We start from the raw sequence: 25382 nt of genomic DNA, 5'->3' as shown, positions 1-25382 counted from the left end.
TACAGTAAACTAATACCCTTTTTAATAAGTTCTCTTTTATATTCACTAATCACTTTTTATGCATGAGTATTTCAACAGGTTGCCCATGTTGGCAGGTTACCGTTAATACAGTATTCTCTCCCTGTTGCTCCAACTGAACATTATCCATCGGAGTCGTCAATGTCCAGTGTCCCTTCAGGCGTATCTCCTTACGGATAGGACGGCTCGGTTCCTTCGTTGTATAAGCCTTCTCTTTGATATTCAGATTAGGGTCACATACACTCAGACGGATACCTTTATCCGATTCCCTCATATACATTACCATCGTTTCCGCAGGAATAGCGGAAATCAGTTTGTCACCGTCGGGTTGGTAAGTTTCAAAAGCGGCGTATGCCGTAATACCCGTTTTTTTATCATAAACCACATGGGCTGTCTGATTGCGTTGCAAGACCTCATATGCCGGAGTTTTACGCACTTCATCCAAATCAGTAGCAGAGGGTTGTATCAACACCATATATTCATACGTTCCATCCTTCGGAGCTTTGCCATGCTCAATCCAGGCCGAGGAGAACTTTCCCTTAGTCACCGCACGGGTCTTTTCATGGCGTGATTCCTGTTCCGCAACCTGCGAGCGAACGGTTCCGTCTACGACATGATAATAATTATCATAGCCGTCATGCAACCAATAGCTATCCTCTCCTACTTTAGAATCCATTCCATTGTATTTGGTCTGGAAAAGGGTCGTTTCCGTCGGATAATCCGCGTTACTGTTTGTTATGCCTGTTCCCAGGCAAATCATCCGGTTATCAAAGCAGAATACAGATTTACGGGCAACAAAATCAGGGGTAAAGTTCTCCAGATTACGCTCCATTAACTTCATGGCAAACATACCATTCTGACCTTCCAAAGAACTGCTGCCTGAGAAGTTTTCTTTAGAATGAGCCATTGTAGTACCTTTCAACGGACTGTCCAGCAACTCGAAGGGCAAATGAATGGTCGTTGTGCCCGGCAAGCGGTTCCAATCCCATCCTTCCTGTACAAAACCGCTGCCGGCACGGGAAACAGGATTTCCCTTGCCCATAATCTGTACCGAGCCATAACTTTGGTAACGCCCGTAACGGTTATCTTTAGTATAGATTTCAGCTCCCCAGACATCCGTAGTATATCCCTTCAACGTCACCATCCAATCCGCACGGCGGAAAATACCTGCCGAACCATAATTATAAACAAAGAATCCTTCCGGAGCCTGCGCAGGCTTGATACCTTCTTTCTTAAAGAAACGCGCATTCGGAGTATCCCTGTCACGCACCAATCGCAGATAATCTGCCGCCAGACCGTAGTCGAACAAGTTTCCCTGACCGGATAAGTCACCAGCCAAAGCTATATTGGCAAATGCTTCCACATCATCACTTCCCATTTTTCCACCGAAAGGATGCCGTCCGCTGATACCAATCCCCCATTCATAAAGGTTGCAGTAATTGCGCATGGCGATGAATGCGGATTTTATATGTTGACGGGCTTCTTCTGTCAGTTCAAACCCCGTATTGTTTGTAAAAGCAATGAACTGCCCTATCACAGCCAATACTCCAGTCGTATAAGCCGGATAGAAACCACCATGATGGAAAGTAGTGCCATCAATCTTAATGCCACCAATTGTTCCCGGTGAATAGTGCAAAGAAGAAGAAACCCAACGAGACAGACCACCCAAAGCCTGCGCCTGTTCTCTTGGGTCTGTGAACATCATGGCAGAAATAAATCTCGCCATTAAGAGGGTATGCCAGGTATCCAGCATCTCATCCCGCTCCAAAGGACACGGTTGACGGGTTTCCTGCAAAGCAGACCAGAAACGTAACGTAGACAGGTAAGCATCCCGATGAGGATGTTTATAAATTTCCTCCCGCATCAACCACGCTGTTGTGTATATCTTACGTACCTGATAGCCGTAGTGATGATTGGTTCCCATACCGCTGCCAAAGGCAAAGCCTTGGTCAATAGCATAGTCGAACACCGTGAAATAGTTTTTCTTTGACGTCTCATCCCGATTACAATAAACGTCGTACGCAAAGCCGGAAAGCATTGTTTCAATATCATTCCATGACATTTCTCCTATCTTCTTGTTCTGTTCGTCGGGAGTGACTATAGGAGTTCCTGTAAACCCTGTGCCTGCTGCTGACGGACGGATATCCGCCTTTTCAAAAGTCTTGTAGGCAGCGTCAACTTGCTTTTTGGGGGCTTTCTTCACTTCCAGAAAATCTGTCAGGCGTTGCTCGATGGTTTTCAGTTCTTTCTCCTGTCGGGCAGTCAGTTTGGACGCTATCGGAGCGTCATACGACAATTGTTCCCACTTCCACACCAGGCACCAATGCCAGAGGTCACGGTTAGCCAACCCATTATTGGCAGGCAACTGCTGGTCCGGCGTTGTACGAAGATTCATTTTCTTTTCCGGAAAAATCAAACGATCAAGAAAGATACGTCCTTTCCGTTTGGGAGCAACCAGCCTGTAAGCAACTATATCCTTATCTTTCTTGTCGCCTTTCATATACTCGAAAGAAATCCAGCAAGCCCGCCATCCGGCTGCTTGCAGACGATAAGAGAACCAATAAGACACCTCTCCCGCCTTATTCAGAAATTCAAAGCGGATAGAGTCCTGTTGCGGCTTCTCGTTGTATATCCACAAGGTTATGCCATACTGCCTCTCCTGCTTTCCTTCCAATGATAAGGGAGTGACCTGTACATCCAACGTTGAACCGGATTGAAAACTCCACTCCAAACTACTCTTGCCTTCCTTATAAAAAAGAGAAGAGACTCTCAGTTCCCCTTTCCCGGAAGTCTTAAACGTTTCGGGCACTTCACTGTCCTCAAATCCTATGAGTTGCGCGAAAGCCGAAGAAGCTGTTGCAAACAGAAACAGCAGTATAAAATAAATATCTTTCTTCATTGTATCATTATTAAGTAATCAAGCCGTAACCAGCTACTGATTAATAAGGAATTCTGTCCGACAGAATCTTTTCCGCGTACCAAGGGTCGTTAATTTCCTTCAGCATAGTTCCCATTTCACGATAGAGTTGCTCCACGACTTCCTTATTTTCTTCCAAAGGCAGGTTGTGCAACTGATAAGGATCATTCAAGTCATCAAACAGAAGGCTCTTCTTTAGCTGCTTCGTATGGCGGTCGATATATAGAGCCAATGTATATTTTGCAGTCTTGATACCTCTCGAAGAAGGGAAGTAAGTCTGCACCAATCCGTTTTCATCCTTTTTACCGTCCAGATTCTGGATATACAGCGCACCCGTCGGGCGGACAATTTCCGCCTTTTCATCGAAGAAAAGAGGAGCGAAGTTACGACCTTGCACTTCTGCCGGAATAGAATCACCCAATCCGCACAAGCCTAACACAGTAGGCATAATATCCGGTGATGAAAGCAGCAAGTCATCTACTCCCGGTTGGATCTTGCCCGGGAAACGCACGATAAACGGAATATTCATTGATTCTGAGTAAGGCGAGTTCTTCGGGTCTTCGGTACGCTGGCTGCACATCGTTTCGCCATGATCGGAAGCAAAGATAACAACTGTATTCTTATCCAGTCCCATATCCTTCAACGTCTCCAAGATCTGACCGAAAGCACGGTCAACTCCTGTCACAGAAGCAAAATAGTAACGGGCAGATTCTGCCTTTTTCATCTCCAGGTCTACGTTCGGACGAATCAGCAAGCTATCCAAAGGTTTATCCTTGTAAAGATTGAAATCCTGCTCTTCACAGTCGTCCAAAGAACGATACGGGCTATGAGGCGGGTTCATACCTACCATTATAAAGAAAGGTTTCTTTGTATCGCGCACGTTACCTTCATTTTTCAAATATGAAACTACCTTGCCCGATTCATGCAAAGGTGACCATTCTTTCGGGTCGTGTCTCTTGCCGTCCGTATCCCAATAGTGAGGATTCTTATGCTCATCAAACGTACCGTAAGAATACCAGTAGTTAAATCCGTGACGACGCTCTTTCGGAGTATAGGCATCCCATGCCGGACGTTTGGATTCTACATATTGTCCCGGGTGTTCCGGGTCGTTCGGGGTCGGAAAATCGGCATGAAGTTTTCCGAAATAAGCACAGTCATAACCAGCTTTACTGAACACATCACCGATACATTCGGCATCCTCGCGCAAAGAACTGATGGGACGCGTAGAATTACAGTTCAAAGGCACGCCGCTCCGGTTGGGATACATGCCGGTCAATAACATTCCACGATGAGGACTACTCAGCGGGCAGTTGCTCTGTGCAGAAGACAACACCATGGATTCGCGGGCAAATGCATCCAGATTGGGGGTATGAACAGGATCGCCCTGAAAATTTACTTTATCCCGGAATCCGTCCTGACTCCAGAATCCCATTGCCTGGTTACGGTATTGGTCGGGAAATACATAGATAATATTCGGATGTTCAGCTTGTTCCGCAACTTGCTTCGGGGCTTTGCAACCCTGTGCTGCAAACAAAGTCAGACCACCTACCAGAAGGTTTATAGGTTTGTTCATGATAATGAAAGTTAACGATAAACGGGTTATAATAAAGATGATAAACAAATGAACGGTGAACGATGGACAAGCTATATACAGAAGCCTATGTTCATCATTTACCGTTCACTGTACATATCAATGAGATTTATTTCTTTTCGAGATCTCTTTTGCGCATCAGCGCTTCCAGGAAGTAATAGTCGGCATAGTTCAGAGGAACATCAATTTCCTGACCGTGAGGAATACTGCCCACCGAGTGCATCAGGATAAAATTGCCGTTAGTACCCACCTCCGCACGATAAGCGGGCGAACCCAGACTTACCATAATCTTATCAGCAGTTTCCTTGTACTGGTTGCCCGGCAGATAACCATCCAATTCGTAGAGGGCAGAAGCTGTACAAGCAGCAGCGGAAGCGTCACGAGGTTCATTCGGAATATTCGGTGCATCATAATCCCAGTAAGGTACGAGGTCTTCCGGCAGATTCTTGTTGTTAAAGATAAAATTATATACCTTTTGAGCCTGGTCGAGATATTTCTTGTCTTTCGTATAGCGATAGCAAGTAGTATATCCGTAAAGAGCCCAAGCTTGTCCGCGAGCCCAAGCCGATTCATCAGCATATCCCTGTGCAGTTTGTCTCTTGCGCACTTCACCGGTTTCGGGATCGTAGTCTACTACATGATAACAACTGTTATCCGGACGGAAATGGTGTGCCATAGTTGTATCTGCATGTTTCACTGCAATATTATAGAAAGTAGAATCACCGGACAGAGCTGTTGCTTCAAACAAAAGTTCAAGGTTCATCATATTATCAATAATCACCGGACACTTCCATCCACGTGTTCCCTGCCAACCTTTATCGGCATCCCATGACTGTATAACACCGGCATTCGGACGGAAACGTGTAGAGAGTGATTTGGCTGCTTCGACAATCACATCCTTATATTCTTTCTTGTCGGCCAGACGGTATCCGTTCAGATAGCTGCAACCAATCATAAATCCTACGTCATGATGCCATTTCAGGTATTTCACAGAATCAAGAGCTTCCGTATATTTTTCAGCCAACGGCAACCATTTCTTATCTCCGGTCAGGTTATAAGTCAGCCACATGCTACCAGGGTAAAAACCAGAGCACCAATCTTCAATAGGTATATAAGATATACTACCGTCTTCGTTAATGGTTCTCGGATTCAGAACCTTGCCGGATTTCTCGATAATATCCGTTTGAATCGTGTTCTGTGCCACTGCGTTGTCGATGTTGTCCTGAATAAAGTCTACTTCAACTTTTTTTTGTCCACCGCAACTCGTAAAGATCAAAAGGGAAAGTCCTAATGCGCTAAGAATTGTTTTCATAATACAGGGATTATTTGTTAAGTGATTAATTTTCTTGATTGCAAAAATAGTGCATTTCAAGAGAATACACCGACCTAAATAATCCAAATGAGGGACAATTTTGGTACATTTCCCCCAAAAACGGGGAAATGTATGGAATTCCGCCTTATATTCAGAAACAAAATCCCGAATTATTCCAGCAGGCTATCGAACTGGTCAAAAGATGTAGTACGACACGCCAAATGTTTAGCCAAAACTTGCTTCAAGTCTTTTACCTTTTCCGGATATTCTTTTGCTAGATTTCTTTTTTCGCCGATATCTTTTTTAAGCAAATAGAGTTGTTCCTCAGGGCTATTTCCTAGCTCTGTATTCGTAAGTTTCTCATATGCTTTCTTTTTACTAGGAGAAATATATTTCCATGTTCCGTCTGATATAGCCAGACTACCGGCATGTTCTATCACATAGTCACGCCCTTTTTTATCTTTCCCGTACCACGTCTGCAACTGTTCACGGCTATCTTTCTTTTGTTCTTCAGTAAGAGGAACAGACAAGAATTCAGCCATTGTTGCCAAGAAATCGATCTGTGAGACCAAAGCTTTTGAAATTCCCTTTTTCACCTTACCCGGATAACTCACAATAAACGGAATACGTGTCCCAGCCTCAAAACTACTGTATTTACCACCCCGAAAAGGTCCCCACGGACGATGCTTGCCTAATAAATCCACAGCCCGGTCCTGATAACCATCATCCACGACAGGACCGTTATCACTCGTCAAAACGATCAGAGTGTTCTCACGTATTCCCAATCTTTCCAACGTTTCAACAACTTGTCCTACCGTCCAGTCAAATTCAACAAGCACGTCTCCCCTGGGCCCCATCCCGCTTTTACCGACAAAACGAGGATGCGGAACACGGGGTACATGCGCATCATTTGTTGCCAAGTATAAGAAAAAAGGGGTATCTTTATGTTGTTCTATAAAATCCAGTCCGTGAGTTACAATACTGTCATTTATATTTTCATCTTTCCATAATGCTTTCTTTCCTCCTTTCATATATCCAATCCGCGAGATGCCATTTACTATAGCCTGGTCATGCCCATGATTCGGACTTGGCTTCATAACCGTTAACAGTTCCGGATGCGTCTTCCCCAACGGTTCACCCGGAAAAGGTTCTTTATAACTCACAAATATCGGGTCATCGGATTCCAGTCCAACAACACGCCCATTCTCCACCCATACACAAGGGACACGGTCACCTGTCGCTGCCATAATATAGGAGTAATCGAAGCCAATATCTTTCAGTCCCGGTGATATCAAACCATTCCAGTTCTGCTGGCCGGTTTTATCCCCCATCCCCAAATGCCATTTACCTATCGCAGCGGTAGCATAGCCGGCGTCTTTAAATAAGTCGGCTACTGTATATTGCTCCGGTCGAATTATCATTCCGGCATCCCCCGGAGCTATACCAGTATCCGTACGCCTCCATGAATAATGCCCGGTAAGAAAAGAGTAACGTGACGGAGTACTAGTGGCTGCCACAGCATGCGCATCCGTAAAGCGCACTCCACCCTTTGCCAATCTTTCCACATTCGGGGTCTGAATTGTTTTCTCACCATAACAACTCAAATCACCATACCCGATATCATCAGCCATAATCACAATTACATTAGGCTTTTGTGTCTGTTGGGCACACAAAGCAACCGGCAAACCGGCACAGGTAAGTCCTGCTAAAATATTTATAGTTCTCATATCTCCAAACTCAAGAAATTATCGACTCATTTTATTGTATCTCAGCAATGCTTCCAGATAGTAATAATCCGCATATATTAATGGAACATCTATCTCATTACCATGTGGAATACTCCCCACACTATGCATCAACAGGAAATTGCAATTTGTCCCGGGTTCAGCTAAATAATGAGGAGAAGAAAGAGACTTCAATATCTTGTCTGCTTCCGACACATATTTTTCCGCATCCGGCACATAACCAGCCAGTTCCAAAAACGCAGATGCTGCAATAGCAGCGGCAGAAACATCTCTGGGGACTACTTCAAACATCTTCGGATCATAATTCCAGTCAGGTGTATAGCCTTCCTGCCCTGCATTAAAATCCCAGTAAGGAATGCCATCCTCCGGCAAATTGGGATGCTCCAGCCAGAAACCGGCAGTTTTCACAGCCATATTAAGAAAATCCGCCCGTTTAGTCTCCCTGTAAGCCATTGTATATCCGTAAATGGCCCATGCTTGCCCGCGCGCCCACGCCGAGTTATCAGAGAATCCCTGACAAGTAGCCTGATGAAGAACCTGCCCTGTATTCTCGTCATAGTCCACCACATGATAATTGCTATAATCCTTGCGAAACTGATTTTTGGCTGTTGTCTCCGCATGTCTATTGGCTATCTGTGCATATATAGAGTCCCCCGTCACTTTAGTCGCGAAATACAATAGTTCCAGATTCATCATATTGTCAATAATCACAGGGAAAAACCACTCATCTTTCCCATTCCATGATTTTCTGTAATTCCATGACTTTATACAGCCTGTCTTATCGTTAAACCTCGTACACAGCGACCGGGCAGATTCCACCAGGATATCCTTATATTCTTCATCTCCAGTCAAACGATAAGCATTTCCGAAACTACAATACATAAGGAATCCAATGTCATGATGGCTCTTCAGCTTCTTCAATGGTTCCAAAGCCTCAGTCCATTTAACAGCAGCTTCTTTCCATTCATCCTTATGCGTATATTCATACATATACCACAAACATCCCGGATAAAATCCTTCCGTCCAATCCTTCTTTCTGGTAACTTTCAGTTTACCATCCTTACCAATAGTACGAGGATAGGCAGTAGGTTCTGGTATCGCTTTCAATTGGGCAGATAGATGCCGGGCTGCTACAGAATAAACTCTATCTACCCAATTCGTCTCTTTACTTTCTCTTCCACACGCCATTAGCAAGCATGCAGCAAGCAACAACAATCCTTTTATCTTCATTTACGATTCTATACCTTAAAAACAATTACCATCCGGTATTCTGCTTCAAATTCTCATTCCTGAATATTTCTTCATTAGAAATCGGATAAAAATACATATTATCCGTGACCACGCGAGTGGCAATCTGCTGTTTCGTATAAGTTACAGCCCCCCCCTGCTTCTTTACAGACACACCATAGATATCTTTTGTAATATCCAACTCTTTCCACCTGCGAACATCCCAAAAGCGATGTCCCTCAAAAGCCAGTTCTACCCTGCGTTCATTCTTCAGCCGCTTCAAAAACTCATCAGGAGAAATAGCAGACGGAAACTCCGGCATATCAACCGAGGCCCTTGCCCGCACCAGATTTACCGCTTCCAAAGCACTCATCGGCAATAAATCACCTTCTTTATGCGTAGGATCACCAAAAGCATTCGCCATTGCTTCCGCATAATTCAGCAGAACTTCACCATAACGGAACAACACCCAGCAATGATGCGCCTTACTAACCGGAGTCCCCGATTCAAAGCTAATATCCTTATTCACGTATTTCTTCAAATAATATCCGGTGAGTGTAGCGTTATTTATAGGTAAAGCATTAGCTCCTCCTTCCCAAACCTCCAATGGAGATTCCGGCCATGCCATTCCGTTATAAGCGATTGTCAGCGCCAGTCGCGGATCACGATTTGCATAAGGATTTTTACGCATTTCTTCATTGCTCCAATCAAATGCACTGCCATCTTCCATTTCATAAGCACCTACCAGATTCTCCGTCGGACAGGTTGATGTCTTTCCTCCCTTTACTCCCATCGGGAAATTAGCTTCCTCAAAACTTCCGGTTTCTCCCACCGGACGCACCAGAATATTCTCAGCTTCCGCACTGTTGGTTGCAGAAAATAAAGCAGCGTAATCTCCTAACTTATACTTCAAAGTTGAAGCCTGCCCAATGATTTCATAAGCTGCCATAGCTGCTTTTTTCCATTTTTCTTCATCATGTGCAGCATATAAAGGACTTGCCTTATAAAGTAATACACGAGCTTTCAACGCCAAGGCAGCTCCACGGGTGATACGTCCTTCTTCCTTATCTGCAAAACCACTATAATCTATCGGTAATTCTTTCGCGATATCCGCACATTCACTTACTATATAATCTGTTACATCATCAAATGATGAGGGTTCTACTGAATTTGCCTCGTCCACTGCCAGTACCTTAGTCACTAAAGGAATATTCCGATAACGCTTTGCCAGTTCAAAATAGAAGAAAGCGCGCAGGAAGCGCACCTCATACTGATAATTCTCGAAATTCTGCATCCATTTATCATATTGGTCCGAATATTTCCATTCTTCGAATGTCTGTCCTTCCGATTCTGCCAGAAACAGATTCGCTGCACGGATACCTTCATAATATTTGGACCATACTTCGTCCACTGTACGATTAGCCGACCAGGTGCCGTCTACAAAACGTTGTATATTGGAAGTGCCATATACATGTACGGCATCATCAGTCGCAGCCTCATGCATCGCCCCGTCAATGTTACAGAATCCATGCGGCAAGAAACTATATATATGAGTCACCATTTTCTTTGTCCGGTTATAACTCGTAAAGACATCTTCTTTCTGATAATCCGAAGACTCATCACAATTCATAAAATCACAGCCCGTCAGCAGACACACCGACAATCCGAGTATTATATGTTTTAGTTTCATTTCTATCATAGTCTAAATATTATTAAAAACTTAAATTCACTCCGAAAGAGAGTTGAGCCATTGTCGGATGATTTGCTCCTACAGATTCAGGATCCATAATGTTAATCTTATCCCACGAGAACAAGTCGTGTCCACGTGCAAAGACTTTCAAGCCAGACAATATATTGACTTTTTTCAGCAACTTCTCAGGCACTTGATAGTATATTTCCAAAGTTCTCAATTTCAAAAATGAAGCATCTGCCAGCCATAAAGAATTCGTATTATAGTTATTGGTTGAACCGGCAGAAGTCAAACGCGGATATTTGGCGCCAGGATTATTTTTAGTCCAGCGATTCTCATAATAATGAGTTGAAACTGTATTATTGCTGACCAACGGGCGGTAAACACTCTTCACATCCAACAAAGTAGTATAATGACCGGCTCCCTGAAATAAGGCATAAACGCCAAAACCTTTATATTCAACTCCCAAATCAAATGAATAATAAATTTCCGGACAGCTTGAATTATATCCTAGAGGAACCTGGTCATAACTGTCAATTCTATTATCTCCATTCTGATCTTTAAACATCAAGTCACCCGGACGCACTTCACCCAAGTACTGTTTTACCTCGCGATTATCAATCTCCTCTTGAGACTGGTAAATCCCGATAACCTCATAGCCGAATTTCTGCCCCAAGGAGCGTCCGGTACGTTTCAAATAATCATAAGGACGATATTGCTCACTCATCTCAACAATCTTATTCCTGGCATAAGAAAAAGTACCTCCCGCCTGATAACTTAAATCACCGATTTTATCAGACCATCGCGCAGCCAATTCCATCCCACGATTATCAACGACTCCGCTATTCATCTGAGGCACGTCGATGCCCAGCACCGTGGAAGTTCCTCCGGTAGCATCAACCAATATATCCGTACGATGATCATAAAACAAATCTGCTGTCACAGACAAACGATTCCAAGCCATGAAGTCAACTCCCAGATTTGCTTTATGCGATTTTTCATAAGTCAATCCGGGCACACCTAATCTAGCCTCTCTCATTCCGTCCTGAGATACCGGATTCGGAGATTTAAAAAAGTAACTGTTTCCACCGCCATAACTTCCCCTATAAAGATTCGCCCCATAATCCGCACGTCCCGAAATACCATAAGAAGCTCTCAATTTCAGCAGATTCAACCAATCTTTCTTTAGAAAACTTTCCTCTGATAAGAGCCAGCCCGCCCCAATCGACGGAAAAATCCCCCATCGGTCATCCGGATCCAAGATACTGGAAGCAGAAGCAGAAAAAGCAACATCCAGTAAATAGCGTTGATTGTAAACATAATGCCCCTGAGCTACGATATCCATAAACGCAGTAGTTTCATTACGTGCTTTCACCTTATTCTTATCCATAGCATACAATAAAGTAGCAGATAACTTATGCTTACCATTCATCCAATCATGCAAGTAATTCATACGTGCTTCAAAGTTGAAATGATTGGAGACAGTTCCTACACTACTGCTATATGACAGATTACCCTCATTCCGAAGATTCTTATAATTCGTCACCCCTGTTTCCCAGTCCATGGTTGCTTGTTCATATCCAAAGTTCTTGGACTCTCCTCCCCAATAGGTCCCATAATTGTCCAATGCCACCTTCACGTTCATAGATAACCCTTTTGTGATAAAATCAAGCTGCTGTTTTAAATCTATGTCTGCAAACATGACACGGCCTTGCGGACGAGAATAACCTGTCCCTGCAATAAGACCTATCGGATTATTTGCATATTGTGTCGTACCGCCAAAGACGTCATTCTTCGTTTTTACCGGAAAAGCTGCCGCCGGAACTTGATAGAGTGCGCCAAAAATATCAGCCGCCGTTTTAGACGGTCTGTTCTGCTCGTTGAAGTTTCCAAAAAGGTTTAACTTCACCTGAGTAGATTCGCTTAACTTAATATCCAGATTAGTACGGATATTCAGACGAGAATATTTGAATTGCGTAGAATAACCATCATTCCAGTCAGTAGGTTTCAATATTCCTCTATCGTCAATATAGTTCAACTGTGTATAATATTGGATATGCTTTCCTCCACCTCTGGCAGAGAAAGTGATATGATCACCATAACTTCTGTTGCGCAATGCTTCATCAACCCAATCGACATTGGGATATGCGTCAGGATAACTCTGGTCTTTAAAAGCCTGGAGTTCCGCATCCGAATAGCGAGGTCCCATCCCATCATTTTGCAATCCTTCGTTCAATGCCTGTGCATACGTATAGGCATCCACAAAATTCGGCAGACGCTGAGGAATCCCCATCTTGAACTGATAAGAAAAATCAATCTGAGGTTTGGACTGTGTACCGCGTTTGGTAGTAACCAGAATAACGCCATTAGCTCCTTTTATACCATATAAAGCAGTAGACGCAGCATCTTTCAATACAGTGACCGACTCTATTTCATCAGAACTGATATGATTAATAGAACGTTCAAACCCGTCGACCAGGATTAGCGGTGTCTTCGAATTGGTAGTCCCCATTCCACGAACCAGAAGAGAAGCATTATCTTCCCATGCATATCCCGCCTTTTGCAACACTTGCAAACCCGGGATAAGACCATATAATAAATTGGACGGATTTATGCTTGAACGATGCGAAAGCTGTTCTTCAGTCGCCACCGCAGTAGCTGTTGTCGATTCTTTCAGGTCATATGCAATTCCACGTCCATATTCTATCTTTGTTTTTCCTTCGTTCCCTGCCTGCGCCGTCTCATCGGCCTGTTGCGCAAATAGAGTTGTAGAAGAAGCAAGTAAGCCTAATAATAAAAAACTGACTTTATTTTTCATAAGTACGTTGTTCTTAAATAAAATTTATATGCTATTTTATTATTACCAACCGGGATTCTGTTGCAATCCATAGTTTTTGTTAATCTCATCTGACGGAAAAGCACTCAAATACCATTTAGATGAAAATCCACCCGGTTTTTGCCATGCGCGTTGTTCCAATTCCCAGACTTTAAACTTATACTCTCCTGTATTTTTATTCTTGTAAATATTCAGGCCGTGTAACGGTTTTGTGAAATCAGCTTCACGCTTCCAACGGATCAAATCAAAGAAACGAACCTCTTCCCAACAAAACTCACAGGCACGTTCACGCAAAATGGCCTCAAGTAAATCTTTCCCGGAGATGTTTTTCAAATCACCCATGCCGACACGATTGCGAACCTTGTTTACATAGTATAAAGCATCTCTTCCTAAAGCATCAGTAATACCCAACTGATTCAATGCTTCAGCATGTGACAAGTAGATTTCCGCTAGTCGTAGATGTGACCAATGAAATACTCTGTTTTTAAACTCGCCTTTTCTATCCAAACCAAACTTACGTGCACAGATTCCATTCGTAATACTACCGCCCGTAACGTTATTTTTATTCCAGTCTTTACCATCCGGCCAGTTTTTTGCATCCTGCGGATCCTTTTGATACACCTGCGCCTTACCACCCTGAAAAGCATCCCCGTCCAGAATGATCGTTTCCGACAACCGGGGATCTCTGTTGATAAACGGATTCTTGCTATGTTCCGGATTATTCCAGTCAAAATCAGAGCCATCAGCCATCTGGAACATGTCAAAAAGTTCTTTGGTAGGATTAAAACCACCCCAACGAATCGCCTGGTCCAAAGAAGCCAGATTATTTGTTGTATAATACCCCCTACGTGAAGATATTAAAGATTCTGTTGTGCCACGTGTGTAATAAGCGTCTTGAAACGCCTGTCGGTAAGTACCGGTACGTGTATCCTCCTTTTGTACCAAACGATAAAAGCTCTCCCGCTCCATCATTTGGAAAAAAGCTTCACCGGCCTTAACTACATCCCGCCAACGTTCCTCACTGTAACCTCCAAACCATGTCATCAACTTATCCGAAGCTTCACCTGCATAATAAGGCGTTTCTGAGTTAAACAACGGACTTGCAGCGAAAAGCAATAACCGTACTTTAAGCCCCATCGCCGAAGCCTTGGTCAGACGTCCGTCCCAGTTATTACGTTCATCCGCAGGTAGCGCCCATGGAAATTCCGCACAGCCGATAGCATCATCCAATAATCCCACAATAAAATCAAGCGTCTGTTGCAGAGTGGCTCTTTCGGGGAACTTCAGTTCATCAGCCTGCAAGCTATGAGTTAATATCGGCAAAGCGCCATAATGCCTGAACATATCTGAATAGAAGACGGCAACCAGCGTTTTCGCTTCCGCTTTCATTCGCGACTTTTCCTCCTGGCTCATATCAGGCACCCTATCCACATTCTCATAAAACAGCCATGCATGACGAATACCTTCCCAAGCTCCATATTCATAAAAGCGGTATTTGGTAGCCTTCGTCTTTACATCTCCCTTATTTTCGCAACTTGCATCATATACGCCCGGATAATAAATGCCTTTTTCACCGGAATTCGCAGCATAGGTATGCGCCAAATCTGTCAACCCTTCCATATTACCTACACGCATCGCCGTGACATATTTAGGTGTCTGAAGTCCATACGGCAATTTATTATAGCTATACCATAAAACTCTCCGGGCATATTCCGCAGTAGAAAACACTGTGTCGATAGTCACATCATTGCTGGGCGGTTTTTGCAGGAATTTATCTCCGAAAGCCAAATCTTCACATGCCGTCAGCCATGTCACACAGACTATAATTAATAGATATATCTTTTTCATAAACATCTTTTTAATGAATTGTTAGAAACTAAGTTTCAATCCCATATTGATTACCGCAACAATAGGATACATCGGTGTTCCGGTAGAAGTCGTCTCAGGGTCACAAACCTTCAATCCGTCGAAAGTCAATAAGTTATAACCTGAAGCAAAAACTCTCAATTGGCTTATATGCATCTTTTTCAAAACACTTTTGGGCAATGAATAACCGATTTCTACATTTTTCAGACGCAGATAAGAAGCGTCACGCAACCACAAATCTGAGTTTTTATAATTGTTGGCCTTGCTTGTGAACGAGATTGCCGGCGCCAGGGCGGCATCCCCCTTTTCGGGGGTCCAAGCCTCATCAATCATATACTTCATCAGTGATTTGCTGTTCAATGGTCCGAAAGGTTCGCGATAGCTTCCGGATAGAAAACGCGAGGTTTTCGCAGCACCGGCCCAAGTCATGCTAAAATCAAAACCTTTATATGAAAAGCCCAAGTTGATACCGCCAGTCAGCAACGGATAAACAGGATAGCCGATTGCCGTTACATCCTTATCATCTATAACCTTATCTCCATTCAGGTCTTTATACTTCACATCTCCCGGTTTCGGAGCAAAACCGGCTCCATGATCGGGAATGGTATTCCCTTTCTCTGCCAAATAATTAGCAGCTTCCTCTTCTGTAAAGAAGCCGTCATATTTTAAACCGAAATTCTGTCCTACCGGTCGCCCTGTACGCTGCATATATTCGTATGGATAACGCATTTCATCCATATAAACAATCGTATTCTTGGCATACGACAAGTTAAAACCTATGTTATAATGAAAATCCTTATTCAAGCGATCACTCCATTTCACGCTTATTTCGTAACCTTTATTGTCTACCTTGCCGATATTTGCCGTAGGCAAGACAACTGCCAGATAACCGGGAGTAACCTTACGGCTGGTCAGAATATCACTGCGGTGTTCTACAAAGTAATCAAAGGTAGTTTTCAAACGGTCATTAAAAAAGTAAAGGTCCAACCCATAATTTTGCTTAGTCGCAGTTTCCCAAGTTACATTCGGATTTCCTTTCTTTGCTTCAGAAGCCCCGGACACCTTTTGAGAAGTGTTAATTCCAAAACTGTAACTACCGTCACTCAATTTATAAGCATCCGGCAGATAAAGGAAACGGGAGTCATCACTCGTACGGTCATTACCGACAACACCCAGCGAGGCACGGAATTTCATATAGCTCACATATGGCTTCAAAGGCTTCATAAACTTTTCTTCCGAAAGAATCCAACCCAACGAACCTGCTGGGAAAACTCCGAAGCGTTTTCCTTCCGCAAAGTTTTCCGAACCATTATATCCCACACTGAAATCAAATAAATAACGGGTATTGTAATCATAAGTTGCTCTCCCTACAAATCCGATATAAGCACGAGGGATGCCCGGCCAGTTTCCTTTCGGATAGTATTTCATCGATTGATTATACATGGCCAAAGCCGTTACATGGTGTAATCCGAAATCACGTTTATAATTCAGGGCGGCTTCTATATACCAGTCTCTTGACTTACCGAACTCCTCATCATACGCCAATGTCGTCTTTTCATCCATCTTCTTTAAAACAACATTATTGTCTTCATTTATGATAGCTTGATATCTGTCACCAGTTCCTTTACGGATTTTGGTCTGAGTAATACCACTATTATATGATCCCTTCACATGCGCCTTCAACCCTTTCGTCAGAACATCCAGTTTTTGTTCCAGCGCAAAGTCAAAATTCATCGTATTTCCGCTTGAAGTGGTATATCCTTTCCCATAAAAGTTCTTCATGGCATCAATAACGCCACTCCCCACATTAGAAAATGTACGTTCGTCCACCTGTATGTATTTACCATCCACTACTCCGACACCTGCAAAAGGAACCGCTTCATAAATATCACGGAAGAGATATTCAATAGTCTTCGAGCTACCGTTATCATAGTTCGGCATCGACTTATCATTCAGACGTCCCCCAAGGTTTATCTTCATAGTAGTGGTTTTGGTCACATCAATATCCAAGTTTACACGATAGTTATAGCGGTTATAGCTGAAATTACCATCATATCCCGCAGCATTAGAAAATGTATTGAATAAACCGTCTTGAGTAAACACACCTAACGATGCAAAATAACGGACTACATCAGAACCACCGGATATAGTAAAGTTATGCTGGGTCTGCAGGGCTGTATTCTTTATCAACATATTAGCCCAGTCCGTATCCGGATACGCCAAGGGATTACTGCGCGTACGAAACGCTTCAATAATTTCGGGTTTAAACACCAAGGACTCCTCCGGCACTCCGTCGGCTATCTGTGCCTGGTTATAAGTCGACGCATACTCGTAACTATTGGCGAATTCCGGGATACGCATCGGCATCTGCAGGGCATAAGAAGTAGAAAAACTAATTTGAGCTTTACCCTGTTGCCCGCGCTTGGTGGTAACTAAAATAACACCATTCGCACCACGTACTCCAAATACTGCTGTAGCAGAAGCATCCTTCAGGACTGTGATGTCATCTATTTCATTAGGATCCAATTGAGAGAACGAACGTTCTACTCCATCCACTAATATCAAAGGACTGGAAAGCCCTTCCGTCAAAGAACCGACCCCACGTACATATAGCGTGGCATCATCCGCTCCCGGTTGCCCGGTCGACTGCACACTGGACAATCCTGTAATCTTCCCGGCTAACGCATTAGTAATGCTACCGGACGGAGTTTTTAGAATATCACTTGTACCAATGGAAGAAATAGCTCCTGTAATTGTCACCTTTTTGGTTGCACCATAGGCAATCACCTGTACCTCTTCCAGTTCCGTCGCATTTTCACTTAAAGAGACATCAAGTTTAGACTCTCCCTTGTAGACAATTTCTTTGTCAGCGTAACCGATAAATGATACAACAATTGTAGCTCCCACCGGAACAGCCAATTTAAATTCTCCATTTAAATTAGTAGCCACTCCTGTCTGGGTTCCTTTTACAAACACAGTAGCACCAATGATGGGTCCCATATCATCGGACACCACACCTGACACCACCTTTTTCTCCCTTGTCTGCTGCATAGCGGTTGTTGAGCGGGAATCATTGTCATTTCCCAACGCCTCACCAAAATGCACGACCAATAAAACCAATGTTAATAACCAGATTTTGTTTCTCATACCAAAAGAGTTAACTTTAGATTTTAATTGAATTTCTTAGAATATCCACTAAACTTTTAATGAACGATGCAAACTTATACAAGAACAGACATCACTCCTGCCCCTACAAGTAGTAAATAAACGCATGAATTGTACTTCGGACAGAATGTGTCACCTTTAGGACTTTTCGTGTCCGGTTCGCATCGTTCCAATCGCAGTATAATTTTAATCAGATAGTCTATAAACCTCACAGGCTGCCTGCAAAAATCCTCCGGTACCATATACCAGATTAGACTTCTTCTCTATCTTCTTTGGAGCCTGCCCCACAGGTTGTACCCAGCAAAGTTTACCTTCCGTATCCACTGACGCTACAAGTGCCTGCCATCCTTTAGTAACTGCCGGCAAGAACTTATCTTTGGATAAATATCCCTGATTGATACCATAAGCTAATGCATAAACCATCAATCCGGTGCCACTTGTCTCAGGATCAGCATATGTCTGAGTATCCAGCATGCTTGCTCTCCAAAAACCATCTTCACATTGAAGTTCTGCGATTCTTTCACTCATTTCACAGAATAACTTCACATAGAAAGGACGGTACTTCTTATCATTCTCCGGCAAAGTTTTCAGTAGTTCGACCAAACCTCCCATAATCCAACCATTTCCTCGTCCCCAAAAGACTTTCCGGCCATTTGCCTCTTTCATATCAAAGTACTTCGCATCACGATAGAACAATCTTTCCTCTTTGTCATACAGATGCTCATAAGTAGCTTTGAATTCCTTATCCGCAAACTGCATAAATGCCTTGTTGCCGGTTATCGCATATAACCGTGAGTAAACCGGTGGAGCCATATACAAAGCATCACACCACCACCAACGGTCACTTTTGCCTTTTGTGATGTCTATATTCTTATCCGGTTGGTGGCTTATCACCCACTCTGCACGAGCCTGCGTAGGAATCAACATATCTTTTTGCCCGTACTTTACATACATGTCCAGATAAGCCTGTCCCACACAAATATCATCAGCATTATACATCCTGTTCCCCAATTGCCAATATTCCTTCTCAAAAATGGTTTTCAGGTATTTAAAATACTTCTTATCTCCACTCAATTCAGCCCAGTCAAACATTCCGTTATACAATACCCCGTTTCTCCATCCACGAGCCACTCCACTCTTAAACGGATTGCCCAGATAATCCCGAAGTTGCCAGTCGGCTACCTTTGAAGCAACTTCCTTTATCGCATCTTTTTTCAAGGAACTGTCATAACCTTTTGCTTTCTGATTCACACGAATTGCAGAATCATAACTTCTGAATCCGGGATATTTATAGTTATACATCCACAGCACATTCGGTTGTCCCTCCGCATAATTACGAACGACGAAAGGACGTACATTATCCCGTTCCGAGTCTTTAGTAACCGCCTCCGTCTGCCATTTATTCTTTCCTTTTCCGGTAAAAGTCCATCTTTCTATCTCAAACACATTATTAACCGGACGGGATGTGTATACAATAGAAGGATTGTTATGATCCAAATAAACTCCGCCTGAGTAGTTATTTTCCCTCTCTATTTTTCCCTTATTGTTATAATCATTCCTCTGAAACCATAGGCCGGCCTTGGTAATCAAAGTATTTTCCCATTTCTTCCCAGTCCATCGGGCATACCAATACGAATGTTCACCATCAATCTCGCTAAACCGGGCATACACCAATACGGGATTCTCGTCTTTATCATAAGCGACGTCCCATATCCAGGCTTTATCAAAAGTTTTAGTCGCATCATACACTAAGTCTGTCATATGCGGACATACTGCCTGCTGCATGCTTTCTGAAATAACACGCCCGTCAGCTCCACATAATTTTCCATCTTTATACATCATAAAGTAGATAGAGTTAGTTGCCCTGTCACGAGGGTGAGCATCTGTGAAAGCAAAGAATATCTTATTCTTATGATTAGTTGTCACTTTCATATAAGGACGTCCCTCCGGTCCATAATCGGGGTCATTCACAACAATTGTCTGAGGGTCAGACCACTCTTTGAAATCATCAGTTGAAACAAAAGTCGGTTTAAAATTCCTTCCGCGGAAGAAGAGATAAGTACGGTTATTCTCATCGGACAACATAGCCGGATTTGAATAACAAACCCCCAATTTTCCTTCCATCTTCGGATTAATAGACTGTACCTCACCCCATGAAGAAATGTCGGCAGGCTTTTCAGTTATCGCGTAATAAATAGGAGAATTCTTTGTGCCTCCATGAGCGGAGAAGAAGATTACCACACGATGATCCGGAAGTTCCATTACCGACGGATTGGCGTGATCATCATAATTCAACTTATCATACAGCTTGTATTGTTTCCTGCCCTGAGTAGTCGGGTCATAACTGAAAGCCCATATACTCCCTTCCTTATCCACAAACCCTCCAATCATCTTATTATTTACGTAAATAGCTCTGGGATCCGAGAACCAGCACCAAGCACCATCATTGGTAATAAAAGCATAATCTTCTGCATAGGGCGGTGTGTCCCAATTATATTGCTGAGCCACTACCTCAGTAAAAGGAATACACCCAAACAACAAAGCCACAGCTTTACACAGCATTTTTCTTAACATACTATTCTGATTTAAAATTCAAATTGTGTTTTACCATTTCTCATTACTGTCATTCCGACTTCATGGTGCAAATAAAACACTAAATTTCAGACATGTCCGGAAACTCTTATCCGAATAGAGCCCTTACCTATCCAGCATACAATAAATGCCGGTTTTCGGACTATACCAGCACCCTTTCAAACCAAAATATATTGAATTTACTTTTATCAGATACCACATAACTCTATTCTTTTGTCGGTTCCCTCCGATAATTCTGAGGAGAAACTCCATAGAAACTTTTAAAACAACGGCTAAAATATCGAGGAGACGTGAACCCCAACTTATACGAAATCTCTGAAACATTATACTGAGGTTCTTCCTGCAGCATACGTAAAGCTTCCTCCAATTTCAACTTCAGCGTAAACTCGTTGGGAGTAAGCCCAAGCACTTCTTTTAAACGGGAAAACATTTTGCTCCGTCCCATACCCAATCTGGCAGCAAGAACATTCATATCAAAATCAGGATTATCAAAATTCTGCCTGATAATCTCGACTGCATTATCCAACAGTTTCTGATCCAAGATATTCAATACGCGAATATCCTGCGTTTCGGTTGTTTCCAGCCGACTTAATGATTTCAGTCTTTGCTGTCTATTCTTCAGCAAACCGGCACAGCGGGCCAGCAGCAACTTAATATCAAAAGGTTTGGTCACATAATCATCCGCGCCAAACACATATCCCTCTATTTCATAGTCCACCGAAGACTGGGCCGTAAGCAGGACAACCGGAATATATGCCAGTTCCAGGCAATTCTTTATTTTATAACACATTTCCTTTCCCGACATAACCGGCATCATTACATCGCTAACCACAATATCCGGATGCAGTTGTTGTGCCATCTCAAATCCCATCTGTCCATTTGTAGCTTTATAAACTTTATAAGACAGAGAGAAAATATTTTCCAACATATCCAATACATCCTCGTCGTCCTCCACAATTAATATACAAGGCTTTCCACCGGATTCTCCATCTTCATCATCCTTCTTACTTTCCGTTACCTCAATAGGATCTAAACTCTTATCAGCCAATACTTCTTCATTAGCTATCATTTCTTTCCACTCCGGCAGGACAGGTATTACCACTTTCTCATGCTCCAGTTCTTCCCGTGTAAAATGATTATTCCCCATAAGCAACTGTATCTTAAAGATACTTCCCTCACCCAAAGCACTTTCCACCTTAATTTCTCCCTTATGGGACTCTACAATTCCTTTCGTAAGCGCCAGTCCGATACCGCTACCCAAAAGTCCTTCGGGCGAAGACTCATCCACCTGATAGAAACGTTCAAATATCTTTATCAAAGCCTCTTGAGGAATACCACAACCTGTATCCTGAACAGCTAATTCAATCATCCGTTGTTGTTTTTTTATCGAGACTTTTATACTTTTCCCATCCGGGGTATATTTGAACGCATTTGATAATAAATTAAATATTACTTTTTGCATTTGCACAGGATCAAACCACATATCAATCTTTTCCGCCGCATGCTCAAATGTATAGGTTATATGTCTCTTTCGGGCAAGTTCCGCAAATGAACAATAAATATCTTCCACGAATTCAACCACGTCCAAACAATCTACTTTTAATTTCATAAACCCCTGTTCGTGTTTCCTGAAGTCCAATAACTCTGTAATCAAGTACCGCAGATTCATTGCATTTCTATGTACACGCTGTAATCGCCTGCAAATAGAAGGAGAAAGTTTCTCCAACTGCAACAAAATATCTATCTGACCAATAATCAAAGTTAAAGGGGTGCGGAACTCATGAGAAATGTTTGTAAAGAAACGAAGTTTCATCTTATTTACCTCTTCTATCCGTTCTTTTTCGTCTTTCTCTTTAGCCAAAGAAACAGCTAGTGCTTTACGGGTCGTCCGTACTCTCCAGAAACCGTAAATAATACTCGCCACTACTATGAAATACAATAAAAAAGCCCAAACCGTAGTGAACCAAGGACAATGTATGGTAATGCCAAGTGCTATTTCACTGTATCTTTCGTTATTCTGTTTGTTTCCCAATTCACGCACTCTCAGAACATACTCACCGGGAGCAAGATTCGTATATCCCACACGCATCTGACTGGCAGATACCCATTCCTCATCAAAACCATCCAGTTTGTACTGATACCTGATATTCTTCTCCAATTCTACAGAACTGGAGTTAAAGAAGTCTATTGCCAGATTATTCTGCTTGAATGACAAATCCAAATGATTAGTAAAAGGTAAAGATTGCGTTAATATGCCAGTCTTGTCTTCCGGATATACCTTCATATTGTTTATATAAAGATCAGAGAAATAGAATTCCGCGGATTTCTTACTTTCCAAATATAAATCATCTTCTCTAAAAGAAATCATTCCATCCACACCACCTACATAAATCAACTCGTCATCAGTCACATATACTCCACAGCCATCTGCCACTGCAGAGATTCCACCTTTAAGCCCCAATTCTATGGAATATACCCCATTTTCAATAGGAGAATAGATGGATATACCTTCGTCATTAGTTATCAGTATATTATTTAAAGGAGTCTCTACGAGATTATAACAGAAGTCACTCAACAGATTATTCTGTTTCGTTGTATAATGGTTCCATGTCTTTTCATCATAATTATAAGAAAATACCCCATTTCCCAAGGTTGATACATATATCGTATTATCCGAAGTCTCCAGAATTCTGGTTATTCTAGCTTTGCGGTTGGAAGAGGTGCCCAATTGTACACGTTCCAACTGGTCCCACTTGTCGACAGGCATTCTATATAGCGAGAAGTTAGTAGCCAACCAAATATATCCATGTGAATCTATCTCAAACGTAAGAAAATGTTTTTGCTTGTTGATTAACTGGAACTTACCCGTACTCAGGTTCAGACGCCAAAAGCCGTTACGGGCGGATACATAGAGCCAGTCATCTTTAATTAAAGAATAGAAAATGATCTTGCCTGGTCCATAACCGGTTTTCTCAGATTCAGTCAGGTAGTTATAGAAACGCTTGCTCTGTTTGTCATATCGGCTTATCCCCCCTGTATATGTGCCTATATAAATGTGGTCACGCTTTTCATCATATGCAATTGTCTTCACATTATCATGCAAAATCGAATTCTTATCCGCGGCTGTATAATAGGTAAAAGTCCCGTTTTTTCTATTCAGTTTATTCAATCCTCCACCGTCCGTACATACCCAAAGATCATGTTCTTTGTCTTCAACCATCTGTCCGACAATAGGAAAATCAAGGCATTTATTGTTCGCATGATTATATGTATAATAGTGAAATACATCCTTTGCCCGGTTAAAATAATTAATTCCGCCATAATAAGTTCCGACCCAGATAGTCCCCTGCCTATCCTTGCAAAGAGAAAACACTGATTTATGTGACAAAGAGCCCGAATTATAATCAGGTAGATAAACAGAATAGGTATCATTATGCGGATTATAAGATTGTAAGCCCTCGAATGTACCAAACCAGATATTTTGCATATCGTCTTCTACAAAACTACGTATCTGTTTACTAACGACGTGAGTTGGCGAATTAATTTCTTTCCGCAAGATCCCATCTTCACCGATTCTATACAAGCCTTCCATACGCGATGCAATCCACAGTTCATTCCGACTACTTGGAAACAGCTTAAATATCTCAATACCAGGTAATACACACTCTATATTATTCTCTTTCATCTTATACAATCCCTTGGCAGTCCCCAACCAAATTTCATCTTTCATTTCTGCTATACACAAAACTGTTGGAGTATTTAACTTTTGCAACAATTGTAAAGAGTCTGTCTGAGCATTATATCTGAACAGAGAGTCACGTATAGTACACCATACTTCACCTCGAATCACATTCAAAGCATCAATTTCAAAAGGGTATTCCTTAAACCTCTCTTTATGGATATCATATTTTATTAAGGCACCATTATTACGCATAAATATATCTCCGTGTGAATCACCTACAATTTGATTAACGCTTCCATTTATAAATTCTTTCTTAGGAAGTTGATTGTCGATGACATCATAAGATTTGTATTTACGGATTTGTTTGCCATCATATACATTGACACCTTCATTTGTTCCAAACCACATACGCCCCAAAGTATCCTGATAGATTGCCAATACCGAAGGATTGGATAATCCGTCTTTCATATTTAACTTCTTGAAATATTGTCCATAAGCATAAGGACACAATAATAGTATTAATGCGAAAAACAAAAGGAATTTACGTCGATTCATTGTATTATCTCTAAAGGATTTTATATATAAGTCGCGATTTGGCATGTAAGCAATGATTAGACAAAAATACCTAAAAGAAGTTGGAATACAACATCTGCGGCTTTTATTTTTCAGCTCCAACATGCCAATTATATCCGTTTTTATGGCATTTTTTGTCCACGCCACAATCTATCGGATAAAATAATG

General features: G+C 42.3%; 11 protein-coding genes. All 11 read right to left on the bottom strand.

What is annotated here, in order from left to right; all coding sequences use genetic code 11:
* Positions 1–49: 49 nt before the first annotated feature.
* The 11 genes from BacF7301_RS06155 to BacF7301_RS06105 all read right to left on the bottom strand — a co-directional run bounded on the left by BacF7301_RS06155 (position 50) and on the right by BacF7301_RS06105 (position 25196).
* Positions 50–2917, bottom strand: coding sequence for a chondroitinase family polysaccharide lyase (locus BacF7301_RS06155; RefSeq protein WP_167961175.1), 2868 nt, complete (start codon positions 2915–2917; stop codon positions 50–52).
* 40 nt (positions 2918–2957) lie between these two features.
* Complete coding sequence (locus tag BacF7301_RS06150) at positions 2958–4508, bottom strand: sulfatase family protein (protein ID WP_167961173.1); 1551 nt, start codon at positions 4506–4508, stop codon at positions 2958–2960.
* Positions 4509–4635: 127 nt separating this feature from the next.
* Positions 4636–5838 carry a glycoside hydrolase family 88 protein gene (locus BacF7301_RS06145; RefSeq protein ID WP_167961171.1) on the bottom strand — a complete coding sequence of 401 codons (1203 nt, stop codon included), beginning with the start codon at positions 5836–5838 and terminating at the stop codon, positions 4636–4638.
* Positions 5839–6008: 170 nt separating this feature from the next.
* Complete coding sequence (locus BacF7301_RS06140) at positions 6009–7565, bottom strand: sulfatase family protein (protein WP_167961169.1); 1557 nt, start codon at positions 7563–7565, stop codon at positions 6009–6011.
* An 18-nt stretch (positions 7566–7583) separates the two neighbouring features.
* Positions 7584–8813, bottom strand: a complete 1230-nt coding sequence (locus tag BacF7301_RS06135) for a glycoside hydrolase family 88 protein (RefSeq protein ID WP_167961167.1) — start codon at positions 8811–8813, stop codon at positions 7584–7586.
* A 25-nt stretch (positions 8814–8838) separates the two neighbouring features.
* A complete protein-coding gene (locus BacF7301_RS06130) occupies positions 8839–10500 on the bottom strand; it encodes a RagB/SusD family nutrient uptake outer membrane protein (RefSeq protein ID WP_369805654.1) in 1662 nt (553 codons plus the stop codon).
* 22 nt (positions 10501–10522) lie between these two features.
* On the bottom strand, positions 10523–13318 hold the full coding sequence (locus BacF7301_RS06125) for a SusC/RagA family TonB-linked outer membrane protein (protein WP_167961163.1): 2796 nt from the start codon (positions 13316–13318) through the stop codon (positions 10523–10525).
* A gap of 42 nt (positions 13319–13360) precedes the next feature.
* Positions 13361–15184: a RagB/SusD family nutrient uptake outer membrane protein gene (locus BacF7301_RS06120; protein WP_245208388.1), complete on the bottom strand. Its 1824-nt coding sequence runs from the start codon at positions 15182–15184 to the stop codon at positions 13361–13363.
* Positions 15185–15205: 21 nt separating this feature from the next.
* Positions 15206–18349 (bottom strand): SusC/RagA family TonB-linked outer membrane protein, encoded by a 3144-nt coding sequence (locus BacF7301_RS06115; protein WP_167961159.1) that lies wholly within the window; start codon positions 18347–18349, stop codon positions 15206–15208.
* Between the two features lie 204 nt (positions 18350–18553).
* Positions 18554–20941, bottom strand: coding sequence for a glycoside hydrolase family 88 protein (locus tag BacF7301_RS06110; protein ID WP_167961157.1), 2388 nt, complete (start codon positions 20939–20941; stop codon positions 18554–18556).
* A 223-nt stretch (positions 20942–21164) separates the two neighbouring features.
* Complete coding sequence (locus BacF7301_RS06105; protein ID WP_245208386.1) at positions 21165–25196, bottom strand: two-component regulator propeller domain-containing protein; 4032 nt, start codon at positions 25194–25196, stop codon at positions 21165–21167.
* Positions 25197–25382 lie beyond the last annotated feature (186 nt).

Source organism: Bacteroides faecium (genome assembly GCF_012113595.1).
GTDB classification, from domain to species: Bacteria; Bacteroidota; Bacteroidia; order Bacteroidales; family Bacteroidaceae; genus Bacteroides; species Bacteroides faecium.
Note: the sequence above shows the minus strand (reverse complement) of the source record. Positions and strands in the feature narration are given on the sequence as shown.